The 16414-nt window shown below is 70.5% G+C and carries 18 protein-coding genes; 14 read left to right on the forward strand and 4 right to left on the reverse strand.

Annotation, left to right across the window (positions count from 1 at the left end; all coding sequences use genetic code 11):
• The first annotated feature begins 153 nt into the window (after positions 1-153).
• From A9O63_RS10460 to A9O63_RS10485, 6 genes are all read left to right on the forward strand, one after another.
• Positions 154-1158 (forward strand): ABC transporter substrate-binding protein, encoded by a 1005-nt coding sequence (locus A9O63_RS10460; RefSeq protein WP_069331877.1) that lies wholly within the window; start codon positions 154-156, stop codon positions 1156-1158.
• Positions 1155-2189: a FecCD family ABC transporter permease gene (locus A9O63_RS10465; RefSeq protein ID WP_069331878.1), complete on the forward strand. Its 1035-nt coding sequence runs from the start codon at positions 1155-1157 to the stop codon at positions 2187-2189. The genes A9O63_RS10460 and A9O63_RS10465 overlap by 4 nt, the downstream gene beginning before the upstream one ends.
• Positions 2186-2968 carry an ABC transporter ATP-binding protein gene (locus A9O63_RS10470; protein ID WP_069331879.1) on the forward strand — a complete coding sequence of 261 codons (783 nt, stop codon included), beginning with the start codon at positions 2186-2188 and terminating at the stop codon, positions 2966-2968. The genes A9O63_RS10465 and A9O63_RS10470 overlap by 4 nt, the downstream gene beginning before the upstream one ends.
• 270 nt (positions 2969-3238) lie before the next feature.
• On the forward strand, positions 3239-4057 hold the full coding sequence (locus A9O63_RS10475) for a cyclase family protein (protein WP_069331880.1): 819 nt from the start codon (positions 3239-3241) through the stop codon (positions 4055-4057).
• 43 nt (positions 4058-4100) lie between these two features.
• Positions 4101-4508: a carboxymuconolactone decarboxylase family protein gene (locus A9O63_RS10480; RefSeq protein WP_069331881.1), complete on the forward strand. Its 408-nt coding sequence runs from the start codon at positions 4101-4103 to the stop codon at positions 4506-4508.
• The gene (locus A9O63_RS10485; protein ID WP_069331882.1) at positions 4505-5479 is read left to right on the forward strand and encodes a quinone oxidoreductase family protein; all 975 of its coding nucleotides are present in this window, start codon (positions 4505-4507) and stop codon (positions 5477-5479) included. The genes A9O63_RS10480 and A9O63_RS10485 overlap by 4 nt, the downstream gene beginning before the upstream one ends.
• A gap of 84 nt (positions 5480-5563) precedes the next feature.
• Here the strand turns inward: A9O63_RS10485 and A9O63_RS10490 are convergent, their stop codons facing one another.
• The 4 genes from A9O63_RS10490 to A9O63_RS10505 all read right to left on the reverse strand — a co-directional run bounded on the left by A9O63_RS10490 (position 5564) and on the right by A9O63_RS10505 (position 8689).
• Entirely contained in the window at positions 5564-6229 is a 666-nt protein-coding gene (locus tag A9O63_RS10490) for a DUF1236 domain-containing protein (RefSeq protein WP_069331883.1), read from the reverse strand.
• A gap of 239 nt (positions 6230-6468) precedes the next feature.
• A complete protein-coding gene (locus A9O63_RS10495; RefSeq protein WP_069331884.1) occupies positions 6469-7119 on the reverse strand; it encodes an RES family NAD+ phosphorylase in 651 nt (216 codons plus the stop codon).
• A complete protein-coding gene (locus A9O63_RS10500; RefSeq protein WP_069331885.1) occupies positions 7119-7730 on the reverse strand; it encodes a hypothetical protein in 612 nt (203 codons plus the stop codon). Before A9O63_RS10500 ends, A9O63_RS10495 begins: the two co-directional genes overlap by 1 nt.
• A gap of 89 nt (positions 7731-7819) precedes the next feature.
• A complete protein-coding gene (locus A9O63_RS10505) occupies positions 7820-8689 on the reverse strand; it encodes a glutathione S-transferase (RefSeq protein WP_069331886.1) in 870 nt (289 codons plus the stop codon).
• 177 nt (positions 8690-8866) lie between these two features.
• On the opposite strand from A9O63_RS10505, the gene aroQ reads away from it, so the two are divergent.
• From aroQ to A9O63_RS10545, 8 genes are all read left to right on the forward strand, one after another.
• Complete coding sequence (aroQ, locus tag A9O63_RS10510; RefSeq protein WP_069331887.1) at positions 8867-9310, forward strand: type II 3-dehydroquinate dehydratase; 444 nt, start codon at positions 8867-8869, stop codon at positions 9308-9310.
• 87 nt (positions 9311-9397) lie between these two features.
• Entirely contained in the window at positions 9398-10654 is a 1257-nt protein-coding gene (locus A9O63_RS10515) for an efflux RND transporter periplasmic adaptor subunit (protein ID WP_069331888.1), read from the forward strand.
• Entirely contained in the window at positions 10651-11352 is a 702-nt protein-coding gene (locus A9O63_RS10520) for an ABC transporter ATP-binding protein (RefSeq protein WP_069331889.1), read from the forward strand. The genes A9O63_RS10515 and A9O63_RS10520 overlap by 4 nt, the downstream gene beginning before the upstream one ends.
• 1 nt (position 11353) lies before the next feature.
• Positions 11354-12559 (forward strand): ABC transporter permease, encoded by a 1206-nt coding sequence (locus tag A9O63_RS10525; RefSeq protein ID WP_069331890.1) that lies wholly within the window; start codon positions 11354-11356, stop codon positions 12557-12559.
• 177 nt (positions 12560-12736) lie between these two features.
• On the forward strand, positions 12737-13876 hold the full coding sequence (locus A9O63_RS10530) for a TRAP transporter substrate-binding protein (protein WP_069331891.1): 1140 nt from the start codon (positions 12737-12739) through the stop codon (positions 13874-13876).
• A 51-nt stretch (positions 13877-13927) separates the two neighbouring features.
• Positions 13928-14500 carry a TRAP transporter small permease subunit gene (locus A9O63_RS10535; RefSeq protein WP_002724132.1) on the forward strand — a complete coding sequence of 191 codons (573 nt, stop codon included), beginning with the start codon at positions 13928-13930 and terminating at the stop codon, positions 14498-14500.
• A gap of 184 nt (positions 14501-14684) precedes the next feature.
• Positions 14685-16106: a TRAP transporter large permease gene (locus A9O63_RS10540; RefSeq protein ID WP_069331892.1), complete on the forward strand. Its 1422-nt coding sequence runs from the start codon at positions 14685-14687 to the stop codon at positions 16104-16106.
• On the forward strand, positions 16093-16414 hold a 322-nt coding region (locus A9O63_RS10545; protein ID WP_268874924.1), incomplete at its 3' end, for an amidase family protein. The genes A9O63_RS10540 and A9O63_RS10545, both read left to right, overlap by 14 nt.

The following is a 16414-nucleotide window of genomic DNA, read 5'->3' on the forward strand; positions in this document are numbered from 1 at the left end:
GGGGGAGGTATCCATGACGTCTGCCCGAGGGTGTCCAGCGGCTCCCGCTCCAGCCAGCACGCGCGCCTGCCCCGACGGGGCAGCCTGCGGGTCCGCCACGGGCCTCGCCTCTCCCGTCCTGTCTTCGGCTGCCCACACTTTCGGAGACATCGCATGTTCCCCCGCTTCCTGACCGCTGCGGCCCTTCTCGTGCTGGCCCAGTCCGCTGCGGCCGAAACCGGCTATCCGCTGACGCTCGACAACTGCGGGCGCACGCTCACCTTCGACCGGGCGCCCGACAGCGCGGTCACGGTGGGGCAGGCCGCCACCGAGATCCTCTATTCCCTCGGGCTCGCCCCGAAGGTCACCGGCACCTCGGTCTGGTTCACGAGCGTTCTGCCCGCCTATGCGGAGGCCAACGCGCGGATCGAGCGGCTGGCCGACAACGACCCGAGCTTCGAATCCGTCGTGGCGCGGAAGCCGGGCCTCGTGGCGGTGCAATATGAATGGCACATCGGCCCGCAGGGCCTCGTCGCCACCCGCGAGCAGTTCGCCGATCTGGGCATCCCCACCTATATCCTGCCCGCCGACTGCTGGCAGAAGGACAACAGCAAGGGATCGGACGGCACCCGCTCGGCCATGTTCGAGATGGAGAGCGTCCTTGCCGGCATCCGCGAGCTGGGCGCGATCTTCGACGTGGGCCCGCGGGCCGAGGAGCTCGTGGCCGGGCTTCGGGCGCGCGAGGCGGCCGCTGTCGAGAGGGCGCAGGCGCTCGGCCTGAAGGATGCCTCGGCGGTCTTCTGGTTCTCCTCGCCCGAGATGAACGCCGATCCGTTCGTGGCGGGCCGCAAGGGACCGCCCGGCTACATGATGGCGGCCCTCGGCCTGCGCAACGTCATCGAGAGCGACGAGGAATGGCCGACCGTCAGCTGGGAGAGCATCGCGCGCGCCAACCCGTCCGTGATCGTTCTGGCCCGGATGGAGCGGCGGCGCTTTCCGGCGGACGATGTGGAGAAGAAGCTCGACTTCCTGAAGTCCGATCCGGTGACGCGCGAGATGGAGGCCGTCAGGAACGGCCGCATCGTCGTGCTCGACGCCCATGCCATGGATCCCTCGATCCGCAACGTGGACGCGCTCGAGACGCTGGCCGACGCGCTGCCCGCGCTGGGGCTCGAATGACGGTCGCGGCAACCTTCGGTCCCCGGCCCGCCCTCTGGCTGGGGCTTCTGGGGGCTGCCGCGCTCGGCCTCGCGATCCTGGCCGGCGTGGTGATCGGCGAGACGCCGCTGCCCCTGCCCACGGTGATGGCGACCTTCGCCAACCGGATCTGGGACGCGGGGCTCGCCGTCGATCCGATCGAGGCGGGCATCGTCTGGAACTACCGGCTGCCGCGGACGCTGGTCGCGGCGGCCTGCGGGGCGGGGCTCGCGCTCTCGGGGGTGGTGCTGCAGTCGCTGGTGAGGAATGCGCTGGCCGATCCCTACCTGCTCGGCGTCTCGGCCGGGGCCTCGACGGGGGCGGTCGCGGTCGCGATCCTGGGCGTTGGGGGCGGGCTCGTCGGGCTCTCGGCCGGCGCCTTCGGCGGAGCCCTCCTCGCCTTCGCGCTGGTGGCGCTTCTGGCGCGCGCGGCGGGCGGGGGATCGGCCACGCTCGTGCTGGCAGGGATCGCGGGCTCGCAGCTCTTCAACGCGCTCACCTCGTTCTTCATCGCCCGCTCGGCCAGTGCCGAGCAGGCGCGCGGGATCATGTTCTGGCTTCTGGGCAACCTCTCGGGCGTGCGCTGGCCGGATGTGACGCTCGCCCTGCCTGCCGCACTGGCGGGGCTTCTCCTCTGCCTCTGGCATATCCGCGCGATGGATGCCTTCTCCTTCGGCACCCAGTCGGCGAAGGCCCTGGGCGTGCCCGTGCGCCGGGTGCAGGCGGTGCTGATCGGCATCACCACGCTGATGACGGCGGTGATGGTGAGCCTTGTCGGCTCCATCGGCTTCGTGGGGCTCGTCGTGCCCCATGCCGTGCGGCTCGTGGTCGGGCCGCGCCATGGCGCGCTCGTGCCATGGGCGGCGCTGGCGGGGGCCATCTTCCTCATCGCGGCCGATGTGGTCTCGCGGATGCTGATCGCGGGGCAGGTCGTGCCCATCGGGGTCGTCACGGCCCTTGTCGGCGCGCCCGGCTTCGCCCTCATCCTCATCCGCAACCGGCGGCGGCCATGAGGATCTCGGTCGCCCAGGCGGGCTGGCGGGCGGGCGGGCGCGCCATCGTCGCGGATGTGACGCTCGAGGTGGCGGAGGGCGAGACCTTCGGGCTGATCGGGCCGAACGGCTCGGGCAAGTCCACGCTCCTGCGGCTGATGGCGGGCCTCCTGCCGCGCGCCGAGGGGGAGGTGCGGCTCGACGGCCTGCCGCTCACCGGCCTCGGGCGGCGCGAGACCGCCCGTCGGGTGGCGCTGGTCGAGCAGCAGGCCGAGACAGCCGAGGCGCTCACCGCCCGCGACGCGGTGGAACTCGGCCGCACGCCCTGGCTGTCGGCCCTTGCCCCCTTCGGTCCGGCCGACCGCGCCATCGTCGACGAGGCGCTGGCGGCGGTGGGCATGGCCCACATGGCCGGCGCGCGCTGGTCGACCCTGTCGGGCGGCGAGCGCCAGCGGCTCCACATCGCCCGCGCCCTTGCGCAGCGGCCGCGGATCCTGCTGCTCGACGAGCCGACCAACCATCTCGACATCCACCACCAGCTGTCGCTGCTTCGGCTGGTAAGCCGGCTGCCGGTGACGGTGGTGATGGCGCTGCACGATCTCAATCAGGCGATGGCCTGCGACCGGATCGGGGTGATGGCCGAGGGGCGGCTCGCGGCTCTCGGTCCGCCGCGCGAGGTTCTCACGCCCGAGCGGCTGGCGCAGATCTTCCGCGTGGGGGCCACGCGGCTGCAGGATCCGGCCGACGAGGCGACGCTCCTGCGCTTCCACTGTCTCGAGGACCTGCCGCGCAGCGGCTGACGCCCCTCGCGCGCTGGCCGGGGCCTGTCCGCGGGGCGCCGAGGGCGCCCCTCCGTCGCCAGCCCCTGCCGCCGAACCCATGCGGGAGCTGGCTGAGGAGCCGCTCGCGCGATGCGGGCGGAGGGCCGGGCCGGGGGCGCCTTGCCACCGGCAGCAGGTTCGGCGCCTGCCGGAGGAGGGGCGGAGCGTCGGGCAGGGCCTTCGCCGCGCTTGACAGGATCGGCCCTTCGGGCACCCTGCCGGAAGAAACAGACAGAAGGAGGGAACCTTATGTGCGATATCTGCGTGACCAACGCGGTGAAGGAGCGGATGCTGTCGCGCCGCTCCTTCTTCCGCGGGGCGGCGGCCACGGCGGCGGGTGTCGCCGCGGGCAGCGTGTTTCAGGCTCCGGCAGCTCTGGCGCAGGGCCACAGCGCGGTCGAGGACCTGACCCACGAGCTGCACGAGGGCTTCCCCACCTTCTTCGGCGAGCAGCAGTTCTTCTTCGACCAGAAATTCACCTATGCCGAACACAAGTTCAATCTGGCGGAGTTCCGGGTCAATGAGCACACCGGCACCCATATCGATGCGCCGCTCCATTTCTCGGCCGACGGGATGAGCGTGGCGGAGATCCCGGTGGGCAATCTGGTGGTGCCGCTCTGCATCGTGGATATCGCGGCCAAGGCCGAGGACAATCCCGATGCGCAGCTGACGCCGGACGATCTGAAGGCCTGGATCGCCACGCACGGCGAGATCCCGGCCAATGCCTGCGTGGCGATGCATTCGGGCTGGGGACGGCACGTGGCGACCGAGCGGTTCCGCAACGGCGGCGCCGACGACATCGGCCATTATCCGGGCTTCCATGTCGAGGCGGCGCAGATGCTGCTCGAGACGCAGGCGGGCTCGATCGGGGTCGACACGCTCTCGCTCGATCACGGCATGTCGCCCGATTTCGCCACCCATTACGCCTGGCTGCCCTCGGGGCGGTTCGGGATCGAATGTCTCGCGAACCTCGACAAGCTGCCGCCGGTCGGGGCAACTCTGGTGGTCGGCGCGCCGAAGCACCGGGGCGGCACGGGCGGCCCCGCCCGCGTCATCGCGCTGATCTGAGCTGTCGCCCGGCCGCCCGCGGCCGGGCCAACCCGAGGATCCCATGGCCACACACCGACTGCTGAGTGACGAGGAGGCTGCCCGCGACCCGCGCGTGGCCGCCGTCTTCGCCGACATCCGCGAGACGCGGAAGACCGATTATATCAACAACTTCTGGCGCGCTCTTGCCAACCAGCCCGAGCTTCTGGAAAGCACCTGGAACCGGCTCCGGCAGGTCATGGCGCCGGGCGCGCTCGATCCGCTGACCAAGGAGCTGATCTATATCGCCGTCTCGGTGACGAACGGCTGCTCCTACTGCACCCATTCCCATACGGCCGCGGCCCGCGCCAAGGGGCTCAGCCCGGAGCAGGAGGCCGAGTTCCTCGCCGTGCTCGGCATGGCGGCCCAGACCAATCAGCTCGTGACCGCGCTTCAGGTGCCGGTCGACGCGGCCTTTCAGGTGGACCCATGACCGATTACGCCATCCTTGCGACCCGCCCCGGCGGCCCTGACGTGCTCGAATGGGCCGAGCGCCCCGCCGGGCGGCCCGGACCGGGCGAGGTGCGCCTGCGCCAGACGGCCGTCGGGCTGAACTTCATCGACTGCTATTTCCGCTCGGGCCTCTATCCCTGGCCGTCCGACGAGCTGATCCCCGGCGGCGAGGCCGCGGGCGTGGTCGAGGAGCTGGGCGAGGGCGTGACGGGCTTCGCGCCCGGCGACCGGGTGGCCTATACGATGCCGAACGGCGCCTGCCGGACGGCGCGCGTCCTGCCCGCCGACCGGCTGGTCCGGCTGCCCGAGGGCGTCACGGACGAGGTGGCGGCCTCGATCATGCTGAAGGGGCTGACGGCGCATTACCTGATCCATTCGAGTTTCCGGGTGGAGGCGGGCCACCATGTCCTCGTCCATGCCGCGGCGGGCGGCGTGGGCCAGCTCCTCGGCCAGTGGCTGAAGGCCAAGGGCGCGATCACCTACGGGACCGTCGGCGGCGCGGCCAAGGCCGAGATGGCGCGCGCGAGCGGCTTCGACCATGTGATCGATTACGAGGCCACCGACTTCGCCGAGGCGGTGCGCGAGCTGACCGGCGGGCGCGGTTGCGACGTGGTCTATGACTCGGTTGGCCGCACCACCTGGCGCGGCTCGCTGAAGAGCCTGCGGCCGCGCGGCAGCTTCATCTGCTTCGGCCAATCCTCGGGCGCGCTCGACGAGTTCCGCTTCTCCGACCTCGCGGCGGGCAGCTTCACGGCGAACCGGCCCTCCCTCTTCCAGTACATCGCCGCGCGCGACGAGCTCGAGGCGCGGGCGGCCGATCTCTTCGCTCTGGTGGCCGAAGGGCGGCTCGCGCCGCGGATCGGGCAGACCTTCGCGCTGAAGGACACGGCCGAGGCGCATCGCGCGCTGGAGGGACGTCGCACCACCGGCGCGACCGTGCTTCTGCCATGAGAAAGCCGGGCGGAACGGTCCGCCCGGCGTCGAAGGATGGCCTGTCGCCCTTGCTCCGGAAGATCGGCGGCAAGGGCGCCCCTGTCAGCGCACGATCTGCACGATCTGGCGCTGGTTCGGATCGACGATCACCGGCACGCCATTGACGTAGCTGTAGGCATAGGTGCTGTCCGGGATCGGCGTCAGCACGACCGTCTCGGGGATGGCCGCCCCGGTGACGACCTCGCCCTCGAGCCAGACCGGCTCGACGGGGTTCTGCTGGACATAGGTCACGGTGGTGGTGTCCGGCGGATCCAGCGCATCGCCGCCGGCCATGCCGAGCACGCCGCCGATCAGCGCGCCAGCCGGGCCGCCGATGGCCGCACCCGAGGCCGCTCCGGCCGCGCCGCCGGCCAGCACGCTGCCGCCGTCGCGGTCTTCCTCGTAGGTCACGGACTCATAGGTCACGCGGGGATCGCCCGAGGCCAGCGGCACCGCCGTGTTCTCGACCGACATGGCGAGATAGTCGCCCGCGGCCCAGCCCGAGGTGCCCTCGTGGTTCACGCGGCACCATTTGGCGGCATCGACGCAGCCTTCGACCATCACCAGCGCATCCGAGGGGATCACGCCCACGATCGTATAGTTCGAGCCGGGGCCCGAGCGCAGGTTGAGATCAGTCATCGGGCGGGCTTCCTGCACCTGCGCCGAGGCGGCGCCGGCGAGAAGCGTCGCGGCTGCCACGGAGAGCCAGAGCGTGCTGTTGCGGATCATATGTCCTGTCCTTTCGGATGGTTTTTTCAATTGCCATTCGGCATGCGTCCTCTAACGGCCGTCGGGTGCGGAGGTTCCTCAAGACGCAGGGGGACAAGACTTTCGGACAGGCTCGGGAGGAGAGAGGGCGACGGTCATGGCCGTGGAAAGGCTCGCCGCAGCGGGAGAGGCCGAGCGCGGCCACGTCTCAGGCAAACTCTGCGCCAAGGGGGCCGGAAGATCCCGCGCCTTCTGCGCCCTCAGGCGACGAGATAGCCGATGACCCCTGCCGCGCGCAGGACGGGCACGCGCAGCGCCGGATCGGCGAGGGCGCGGTGGAAGTCGGGGCTGTCGGGCAGCGCCGGGCGCGCCCGCTCGTAGAGCGCCATCACGGGGGCGTTGCCGCCCATGGAGGAGGGATAGAGCAGCCCGTCGATGGCCGGGAAGGCCTCGTAGAAGGCGCGGCTCCAGCGGCGGGCGCGGGCCTTCGGTCCCGAGGCGATGGCCGCGGAGGCTCCGGCCCGGGTGGGCCAGGGGCCGGTCAGATCGAGGAGCGTCAGGGGCCGGGCCAGCGCGAAGACCGCGAACCACGGTGAGCGGCCGGTGAGATCGATGATCCGCGTCTCCTGAAAGACCTCGGCCGCGCAGACGGCGAGCGCGCCCGGCGCGGCCGACCCGGCGGCATAGAGGATGCCGCGCGCCTGCACCTGCGGAGCGCCCTGCACGTCGGGCAGGTGGGGATCGAACCGGCCGCTGCCCGGGCCCCAGAAGCGGAAGTCGTGCCAGGCCACGGGATGATCGCCGCCGCGAAAGAAGATCCGCGCGAGCGGCGTGCCGGCGGGCAGGGTCGCGATCTCGGCGCCCAGCGCCGCCAGCGTCGCCGCGGGCGGCGGTTCGGGAAACTTCGCCATCAGATCGCGGCGGCCAGCTCGCGCACGGATTCCGGATCGTGGCCCGCAGCGAGCCAGGCCACAGGGGTCAGGCCCTCGCCGCGCCCGTCGTCGAGGTCGGATTGCGGCGTGGTGAAAAAGGCCGCCACCTGAACGGGCCGGGCCTCGGGCCGGATCGCCTTCAGCACCCGGCGCAGGCCCGGCAGCTCGCCCGCAGCGGTGAGCTGGAAGCCCGGGATGCGCCAGCCGCGCGCATCCGGGCCGCGGATGCCGAGGATCGTGCGCTCGCGCAGACGCTGGCGCAGACGGCTGGGATCGACGCCGAGCCGTGCGGCGACCTCGGCCAGCGGCAGCGCCGTCTCGGCCAGCACCGCATGGCGAGCGGCCAGATCGAGCGCCGGCTGCGGATCGGCCTCCCCCTCGGGCTCGACCCCAACCGCGCGCAGCGCCGTGCGCTCGGCCCCGGACAGGGGCTCGGCGCGGGAGGGCGGCAGGATCTCCTGCCCGTGCTCTTCCAGATAATCGCCCGCCGCGCGCGCGATCCGCCCCTCGAACCCGGCGAGCCGGAACTTGGCGAGCGTCGCGCGCAGCGCGTCGAAATCCTCGTGTCCGCGATCCATGGCGCCCGGCATGACGACCTCCTGTCTGCTCACGACAAGGTGGGGTGTGAGGGATCGTGAGTCAAGGGCAGGGCCTCACGATCCCTCACGCGGGCGCCGCATCAGCGCAGCAGCGCCAGGAAGGCGGGCCAGGCCTCGGGGTCGGCCACGGTCTTGTCGCGGCAGAAGGGGTTGCAGAAGCCGAAGATGCGCCCCTCGATCTCGAGCAGGTCGCTGACCGGCGCGCCCGAATAGGGGCAGGCGTCATTCTCGGCCACACCATCCGTCACGGCGCGGGCGGGCAGGGGCGCGGGGCCGGGCCAGGGCTTTTGCGGATAGGGCCGGACGTAGGCCTCCTGATCGGCGCCATCGACCATTCCCATCGCGCGCCAGCGGCGGAAGGAGGGATGGGCGAGATGGGCCGCCACATAGGCCTGCGCCTCGGGTCCGACAGAAAGCCCGTAGCCCGCGATGCGCGCCGCCACGGGGGCGAAGAACGCATCCGCCGCGCTGTAGGGCCCGCAGAGCCACGGGCTCTCCGTGCCGCAGCGCGCCCGCGCCTCGGCCCAGATCCTCTCGAGCCGGGCGAGATCGGTCTGCACGGCCTCGGGCGGGTCGCATGCCTCGTAGCTCACGCGGAGGTTCATCGGGCAGTGGCTGCGGAGCGCGCCGAAGCCCGCATGCATTTCGGCCGCGAGCGCGCGCGCCACCGCCCGATGCTCGGGATCGGCGGGCCAGATCCCCGCCTCGGGATGGCGCGAGGCGAGCTCCTCGGCGATGGCGAGGCTTTCGGCCACCACCGTTCCGGCGGGCGTCTTCATCGCGGGCACGGTGCGGGCCGGGGCGAAATCGGCCAGAAGCGCGGGCAGCTCGTCGGTATAGAGCCGGGCGCGCCGCACGCGGACGGGCAGCCCGAAGGCATCGAAGAGGAGCCAGCCGCGCAGGCTCCAGCTGGAATAGGCGCGATCGCCGATGGCAAGCTCGTAGGTCAAGGGACACCTCCTGATGCGGGCAGACTAGGGGCAGGGGCCGGTCCTGCCAAACGCCCATTGCTGAACAGGATCATCACGGCGCGCGATGGAGCCCGCCGCAAGCGGCTGGAAACGCGCGCCCGCCCGGGGCATATCAGCGGAAGGCCCGCCCGGGCGGAGGGCCAGAGCGGAGGACGCATGACGACGACGATCTACATCCTGAACGGGCCGAACCTGAACCTGCTGGGCCAGCGCCAGCCCGAGATCTACGGGCACGAGACGCTGGCCGATGTCGAGCGGCGCTGTGCGGAAGTCGCGGCCGAGAAGGGCTTCTCGGTGCGCCTCTTCCAGTCGAACCACGAGGGCACGATCGTCGACCAGATCCACGAGGCGCGGCAGGCGGCCTGCGGCATCGTCATCAATCCGGCCGCCTACACCCACACGTCGGTGGCGATCCTCGACGCGCTCAATACCTTCGAGGGGCCGGTGATCGAGTGCCACATCTCGAACGTCCACAAGCGCGAGAGCTTCCGCCATCACTCCTATGTGAGCCTGCGCGCGGACGGGGTGCTGGCGGGCTTCGGCATCGAGGGTTACGAACTGGCGGTGCGGCGGATCTGTTCGCTCTGCGCAGGCGGCTGACCGGGTGCCGCATGATCTGGCGCAAGTCCGTGGCGAGGCGGCTCGCCTAAGCAGGTCGCGACAGGGATGGCCGCCGGAGAAGGACCCATGACCGACAGGAGCGACGATCTCGCCCGTATCCTCGACCGCCGCCGCCGCGGGCGGCGCTGGCTCTGGCCCCTGCTGGTGGCGGTGCTGCTTGCGGGCGGGGGCCTCTTCTGGGCCTCGCGGCAGGGGGCGGAGCCGGGGCTTGCCTATGTGACGGAACCTGCGGTGCGGGGCGGGCTTGTCGTGACGGTGATGGCCACGGGCACGGTGCAGCCCACGACGCAGGTCGAGGTCTCGTCCGAACTGTCGGGCACGCTCGCCGCGGTCGAGGTGGATTACAACGACGAGGTCGCGGTGGGCCAGCCGCTCGCCCGGCTGGACGATACGCGGCTGAAGGCGCAGGTCGCCAATGCCGAGGCCTCGCTCGAGGCGGCGGAGGGGCGGCTCGAGCAGGCCCGCGCCACCGCGCGCGAGGCGGCCGAGAACTACCGCTCGCGCTCGGCGCTCGACCAGCGGGGGGTGGCCGCCCATCTCGATCTCGTGGCGACCGAGGCCGCCCACAATCGGGCGCAATCCGAGGTGAAGATCGCCGAGGCCGACCGCACGCTCGCGGCCGCCAATCTCGAGGTGCAGCGGGTGGATCTGGCCAAGGCCGTGATCCGCTCGCCGATCCGCGGCATCGTGCTCGACCGGGCGGCGGAGGCGGGGCAGATCGTGGCCTCCTCGCTGAACACGCCGGTGCTGTTCACGCTGGCCGAGGATCTGAACCGGATGGAGCTGCGCGTCGACATCGACGAGGCCGACATCGGCCGGGTGCGGGTGGGCAACCGCGCCTCCTTCAAGGTGGACGCCTATCCGGGGCGGAGCTTCAAGGCCGAGATCGTGCAGGTGCGCTATGCGCCCGAGACGACCGACGGGGTGGTGACCTACAAGGCGGTGCTGTCGGTGGACAATGGCGAGCGGCTGCTGCGGCCCGGCATGACCGCGACCGCCACGATCACGGTGGCCGAGGTGGAGGGCGCGCTTCTCGTGCCGAATGCCGCGCTGCGCTTCGCCCCGCCGGCGGTGGCCCAGCCCGGCGGTTCCGGCGGCAACCGCGGGGGCGGGCTTCTCGGCCTCATCATGCCCCGGCCGCCGGGGCCCGCGACCGGGACCGACGCGGCGTCTGGCCCGACGGTCTGGGTGATGCGCGGCGGCCAGCCCGATCGGGTGGCGGTCGAGACCGGCGAGACGGACGGGCGGCGGACCGAGATCCGCGGCGGCGCGCTCGAGGCCGGGGATGAGGTCATCACCGACCAGCGCGAGGCCGGGGCGTGACCGAGGGGCCGCTCATCGCGCTCGAGGGGATCGGCCGGTCCTATGGCGCGGGCGAGGCCGAGGTGCGCGCGCTCGAGAGGGTGGATCTCACCATCCGGCGCGGCGAGTTCGTGGCGATCATGGGCCCCTCGGGGTCGGGCAAGTCCACGGCCATGAACATCATCGGCTGCCTCGACCGGCCCACGTCCGGGCGCTACCTCTTCGAGGGGACCGACGTCTCGGGGCTCGACCGCGACGGGCGCGCGCTGTTGCGGCGGCACTTTCTGGGCTTCGTCTTTCAGGGCTTCAACCTGCTGCCCCGCACCACCGCGCTCGAGAATGTCGAGCTGCCGCTGATCTACAAGGGCCTGCCGCGGGCCGAGCGGATCGAGAAGGCACAGCGGGCGCTGGCGCGGGTGGGGCTTGCCGGGCGCGAGCATCACGATCCCTCCCAGCTCTCGGGCGGCCAGCAGCAGCGGGTGGCCATCGCCCGGGCGCTGGCGGGCGAGCCCGCCGTGATCCTTGCCGACGAGCCCACGGGCAACCTCGACAGCCAGCGGTCGCATGAGATCATGCAGCTGATGCAGGCGCTGAACCGCGAAGGGATCACCATCGTCATGGTCACCCACGAGGAGGATATCGCAGCCTATGCCGGGCGGCTCGTCGTCTTCACCGACGGCCACCTCACGCGGGACGAGCCGGTGAGAGCGAGGGCCTGAGATGCTGTGGGAGACGATCCGCCTCGCCTTCATCGCCATCGTCAGGAACAAGCTGCGCTCGTTCCTGACCGTGCTCGGCGTCGTGATCGGGGTGGCGGCGGTCATTGCCATGGTGACGGTCGGGCAGGGCTCGTCGGCGCAGGTCTCGGCCAATGTGGCGAGCCTCGGGACCAACGTGCTGATCCTGCGGCCGGGCAAGCGGATGATGGGGCCCGGGACGCGCGACACCTCGCCCGCCTTCACGCTGCGCGATGTGGAGGCGCTGGAGGAGCTGCCGGTGATCCGGGCGGTCTCGCCCAATACCTCGGCCTCGCAGACGGTGGTCTTCGGCAATGCCAATGCCACCACCTCGATCACCGGCACCACGGCCGCCTATCTGACGGTGGCCAACTGGGTGCTGGCGGGCGGGCGCGCCTTCACCCCGGCCGAGGAGCGGCAGGGGGCGGCGGTCTGCATCCTGGGCGAGACGGTGCGCCAGAAGCTCTTCGGCGCGGCCGATCCCCTGGGCCAGACGGTGCGGATCAAGTCGATCTCCTGTCTCGTGGTGGGGCTTCTCGAGGCCAAGGGCGCAGGCTCGTTCGGGCAGGATCAGGACGATCTCGTGCTGATGCCGATCCGCACCGTGCAGCGCAGGCTCGTCGGCAATCAGGATGTCTCGGGCATGTCCGTGGCACTTCAGGACGGCGTCTCCGCCACGCGCGGCATCCGCGACATCGGCGCGCTCCTGCGCGAGCGGCGGCGCATCGGCCCGGCCGACGAGGAGAATTTCTCGGTCACCGACATGAAGGAGATCGCCTCGATGCTGACCTCCATCAACACGGTCCTCGCGGGGCTTCTCTCCTCGGTCGCGGCGGTGAGCCTTCTGGTCGGCGGCATCGGGATCATGAACATCATGCTGGTCTCGGTGACCGAGCGCACGCGCGAGATCGGCATCCGGCTTGCGGTGGGGGCGACGGCGGGGCAGGTGCTGACGCAGTTCCTCGTCGAGGCGGTGGTGCTCTCGGTGCTGGGCGGCATGATCGGCATCGCCCTCGGGCTGGCGCTGGCGCTCGTCGCCTCGCGCTACATGCTCATTCCCTTCACGCCCGATCCGCTCGTGGTGCTGATGGCCTTCGGGTTTTCGGCCGTCGTGGGGGTGATCTTCGGCTATTTCCCTGCCCGCCGGGCCGCCCGGCTCGACCCGATCGAGGCGCTGCGCCACCAGTAGCAGGCGGGGCGGACAGGCCGGTCGCGGCGGCGGAGGCAGGGGCGGCCCGGCGTCGTTTCCGTAGCGTCACCTCATCCGAAACGACGAGAGGCGCCGGAAAATGTTGAAATGAAGCCGGTTGTTGGCAACACTTTCCGGGCTGCGCTTGGGAGGGCGCGGCCAACTGGGAGGAATGACATGACGGCTTTCGAGAAGAAAGCGGCGTTTTCGCGCCGCTCGTTCCTGCGCACCGGTGCCTTGGCCGGGGGTGCGGCGGCGGGGTCTGTCCTGGCGGCTCCGGCCGTCCTGGCCCAAGCACCGCTGGTGATGAAGATGCAGACATCCTGGCCCGCCTCGGACATCTGGATGGACTTCGCCCGCGAATATGTCACGCGGGTCGAGGAGATGTCGGGCGGCAGGCTCAAGGTGGACCTGCTGCCGGCCGGGGCCGTGGTCGGCGCCTTCCAGGTGATGGATGCCGTGCATGACGGCGTGATCGACGCCTCGCATTCGGTGTCGGCCTACTGGTATGGCAAGTCGAAGGCGGCCTCGTTCTTCGGCACGGGCCCGGTCTTCGGCGGCTCGGCCACCACGATGCTCGGCTGGGTCTATCAGGGCGGCGGGCAGGATCTCTACCGCGAGCTGACCCAGGACATTCTCGGAATGAACATCGTGGGCTTCTACGGCTTCCCGATGCCCGCCCAGCCCTTCGGCTGGTTCAAGACCGAGGTGAACGGCGTGGCCGACATCCAGGGCTTCAAGTACCGGACCGTGGGGCTGGCGGCCGATCTGCTGCAGGCGATGGGCATGTCGGTGGCGCAGCTGCCCGGCGGCGAGATCGTGCCGGCGATGGAGCGGGGCGTGATCGACGCGTTCGAGTTCAACAACCCCTCGTCGGACATGCGCTTCGGCGCGCAGGACGTGGCGAAGAACTACTACCTGTCCTCCTACCATCAGGCGTCCGAGAGCTTCGAATATGTCTTCAACCGCGACTTCTACGAGGATCTGGAGCCCGACCTGCAGGCGATCCTGAAATATGCGGTGGAGGCGGCCTCGACCTCGAACACGGCGCTCGCGCTGCGCCAGTATTCGGCCGATCTCGCGACGCTGGCGGCCGAGAACGGGGTCGCGGTGCATCGGACACCCAAGGAGATCCTCGCAGGCCAGCTCGAGGCCTGGGACAAGCTGATCGTGGATCTCGAGACGGACGAGTTCTTCAAGAAGGTCCTCGACAGCCAGCGCGCCTGGGTGGAGCAGGTGAGTTATTACGAGCTGATGAACGCGGCCGACCTCGGGCTGGCCTACGAACATCACTTCCCCGGCAAGCTCAAGCTCTGACCCGATCCGGCCCCGGGACCTCTCCCGGGGCCTTTTCCAGCGGGAGATCCCATGCGCGCCTTCATCCGTTTCGCCGACCGCCTGTCGGCGGCCTTCGGCCATGCCTTCGGCTGGCTGGTGGTCCTCATGACCCTCGGGGTCAGCTACGAAGTCCTCGTGCGCTATGTCTTCAATGCGCCGACGCCCTGGTCGCTCGACGTCTCCTTCATCATGTATGGCACGCTCTTCATGATGGGCGGCGCCTATACGCTGTCGCGCAACGGCCATGTGCGCGGCGATTTCCTCTACCGGATGTGGAAGCCCCGGACGCAGGCGGCGGTGGATCTGGTGCTCTACCTGATCTTCTTCTTTCCCGGCATCACGGCGCTGATCCTCTCGGGCTGGAAATATTCCGCGCGCTCCTGGGGCTATGCCGAGGTGAGCGTGAACAGCCCGGCGGGCATTCCGATCTATCAGTTCAAGTCGGTGATGGTGGCCGCGGGGCTTCTCCTCTTCATCCAGGGGCTGGCGCAGGTCTGCCGCTGCCTCCTCTGCCTGCGCGAGGGCTACTGGCTCTCGGCCGAGCAGGATGTCGAGGAGACCGAGGCCGCGCTCGTGCGCGACCATGGCGGGGAGGCGACATGAGCCGCACCGCCGCCGCCCCGGCCCCGACCCGCCTCCGGTTGCCGTTCGGCCCCGCCTCCGCTCCGTCCCGGACCCGCGCCCGGTTGCCCTGCGGTGACGCCTCCGCCCCGTCCCGGACCCGCTTCCGGTTGCCGTGCGGCCCCGCCGCCTTCGACTTTCATCCTCGCAGCAAGGAGACGGCCGAGTGACCGACCCTCAAGTGGCCCTGCTCATGCTGGGCATCTTCATCTCGCTCGTCTTCCTCGGCTTCCCCATCGCCTTCACCCTCATGGCCCTCGGCATCGGCTTCGGCTACTACGCCTATTTCGATGCGAGCCGGATGTGGCGGGCCTTCAACCGGCTGGGGGAGGAGGCCGACGGCTGGACCTCGGCCTCGACCTGGGTCGAGGGGTTCTTCAACAACCGGATCTTCGACCTCTTCATCAACCAGACCTACACGGTGATGTCGAACGAGGTGCTGACGGCGATCCCGCTCTTTCTCTTCATGGGCTATATCGTCGAGCGGGCGAACATCGTGGACCGGCTCTTCACCACGCTCAACATCGCCTCGAAGAACATCCCCGGCTCGATGGGGGTGGCGGCGCTCGTGACCTGCGCGCTCTTCGCCACGGCCACCGGCATCGTGGGCGCGGTGGTCACCCTCATGGGGCTTCTTGCGCTGCCCGCGATGCTGAAATCCCGCTACGACCATGCCTTCGCCTCGGGCATCATCTGTGCGGGCGGCACGCTCGGCATCCTGATCCCGCCCTCGATCATGCTGATCGTCTATGCGGCCTCCTCGGGCGTCTCGATCGTCCGGCTCTATGCGGCAGCCCTCCTGCCGGGCCTCACGCTCGTGGGCCTCTATCTCGTCTACATCATCGGCCGGTCGATCCTTCAGCCGCATGTGGCGCCGCGTCCGGCGCCGGGCGAGGTGCCGGACGTGCCGGGGGGCAAGCTCTTCCTGATGCTGCTCACCTCGTTCTTCCCGCTGGCCGTGCTGATCCTCGCGGTGCTGGGCTCGATCCTCTTCGGGCTGGCCACACCCACCGAGGCGGCCTCGATCGGGGCGCTCGGCGGCATGGTGCTGGCCGTCCTCTACCGCGCGATGACCTTCGAGCGGCTGCGCGAGAGCGTCTATCTCACCGTGCGCACGACGGCGATGGTCTGCTGGCTCTTCGTCGGCTCCTACACCTTCTCGGCGGTCTTCTCCTACCTCGGCGGCGAGCAGGTGATCGCCGACTTCGTGGGGAGCCTCGATCTCACGCCGTTCCAGTTCCTCATTCTGGCCCAGCTCATCATCTTCCTGCTCGGCTGGCCGCTCGAATGGTCCGAGATCATCATCATCTTCGTGCCGATTTTCCTGCCGCTCCTGCAGATCTTCGACATCGACCCGCTGTTCTTCGGGGTGCTCGTCGCGCTGAACCTGCAGACCTCGTTCCTGACACCGCCGATGGCGATGTCGGCCTATTACCTGAAGGGGATCGCGCCGCCGCAGGTGCGGCTCACGCAGATCTTCGCGGGCTCCCTGCCCTATGTGGGGATGGTCTTCGTCTGCATGGCCCTGATGTATCTCTTCCCGCAGATCGTCTTCGCGCTTCCGGAGTTCGTCTATGGGGCGCGCTGACCGCAACGGAGGGCTCCTCGCCCTGACCGGGGCCGAGCTGGCGGGGCGGCTCGCCTCGGGCGCGCTCCGCGCGGTGGAGCTGGTCGAGGCCTGCCTGTCGCAGATCGCCGCGCGCGAGCCGGAGGTGCAGGCCTGGGCCTTCCTCGACGGGGATCATGCGATGGCGCAGGCGCGCGCTCTCGATGCGCGCCGGCAGAGCGGGGCGGCGCTTGGTCCGCTGCACGGGCTGCCGGTGGGGGTGAAGGACGTGATCGACGTGCGCGGCATGCCGACCGGCCTCGGCCTTGCGGGCGGGGCGGGGCGGGTGG

Source organism: Cereibacter johrii (assembly GCF_001720585.1).
In the GTDB taxonomy this organism is placed as follows: Bacteria; Pseudomonadota; Alphaproteobacteria; order Rhodobacterales; family Rhodobacteraceae; genus Cereibacter_A; species Cereibacter_A johrii.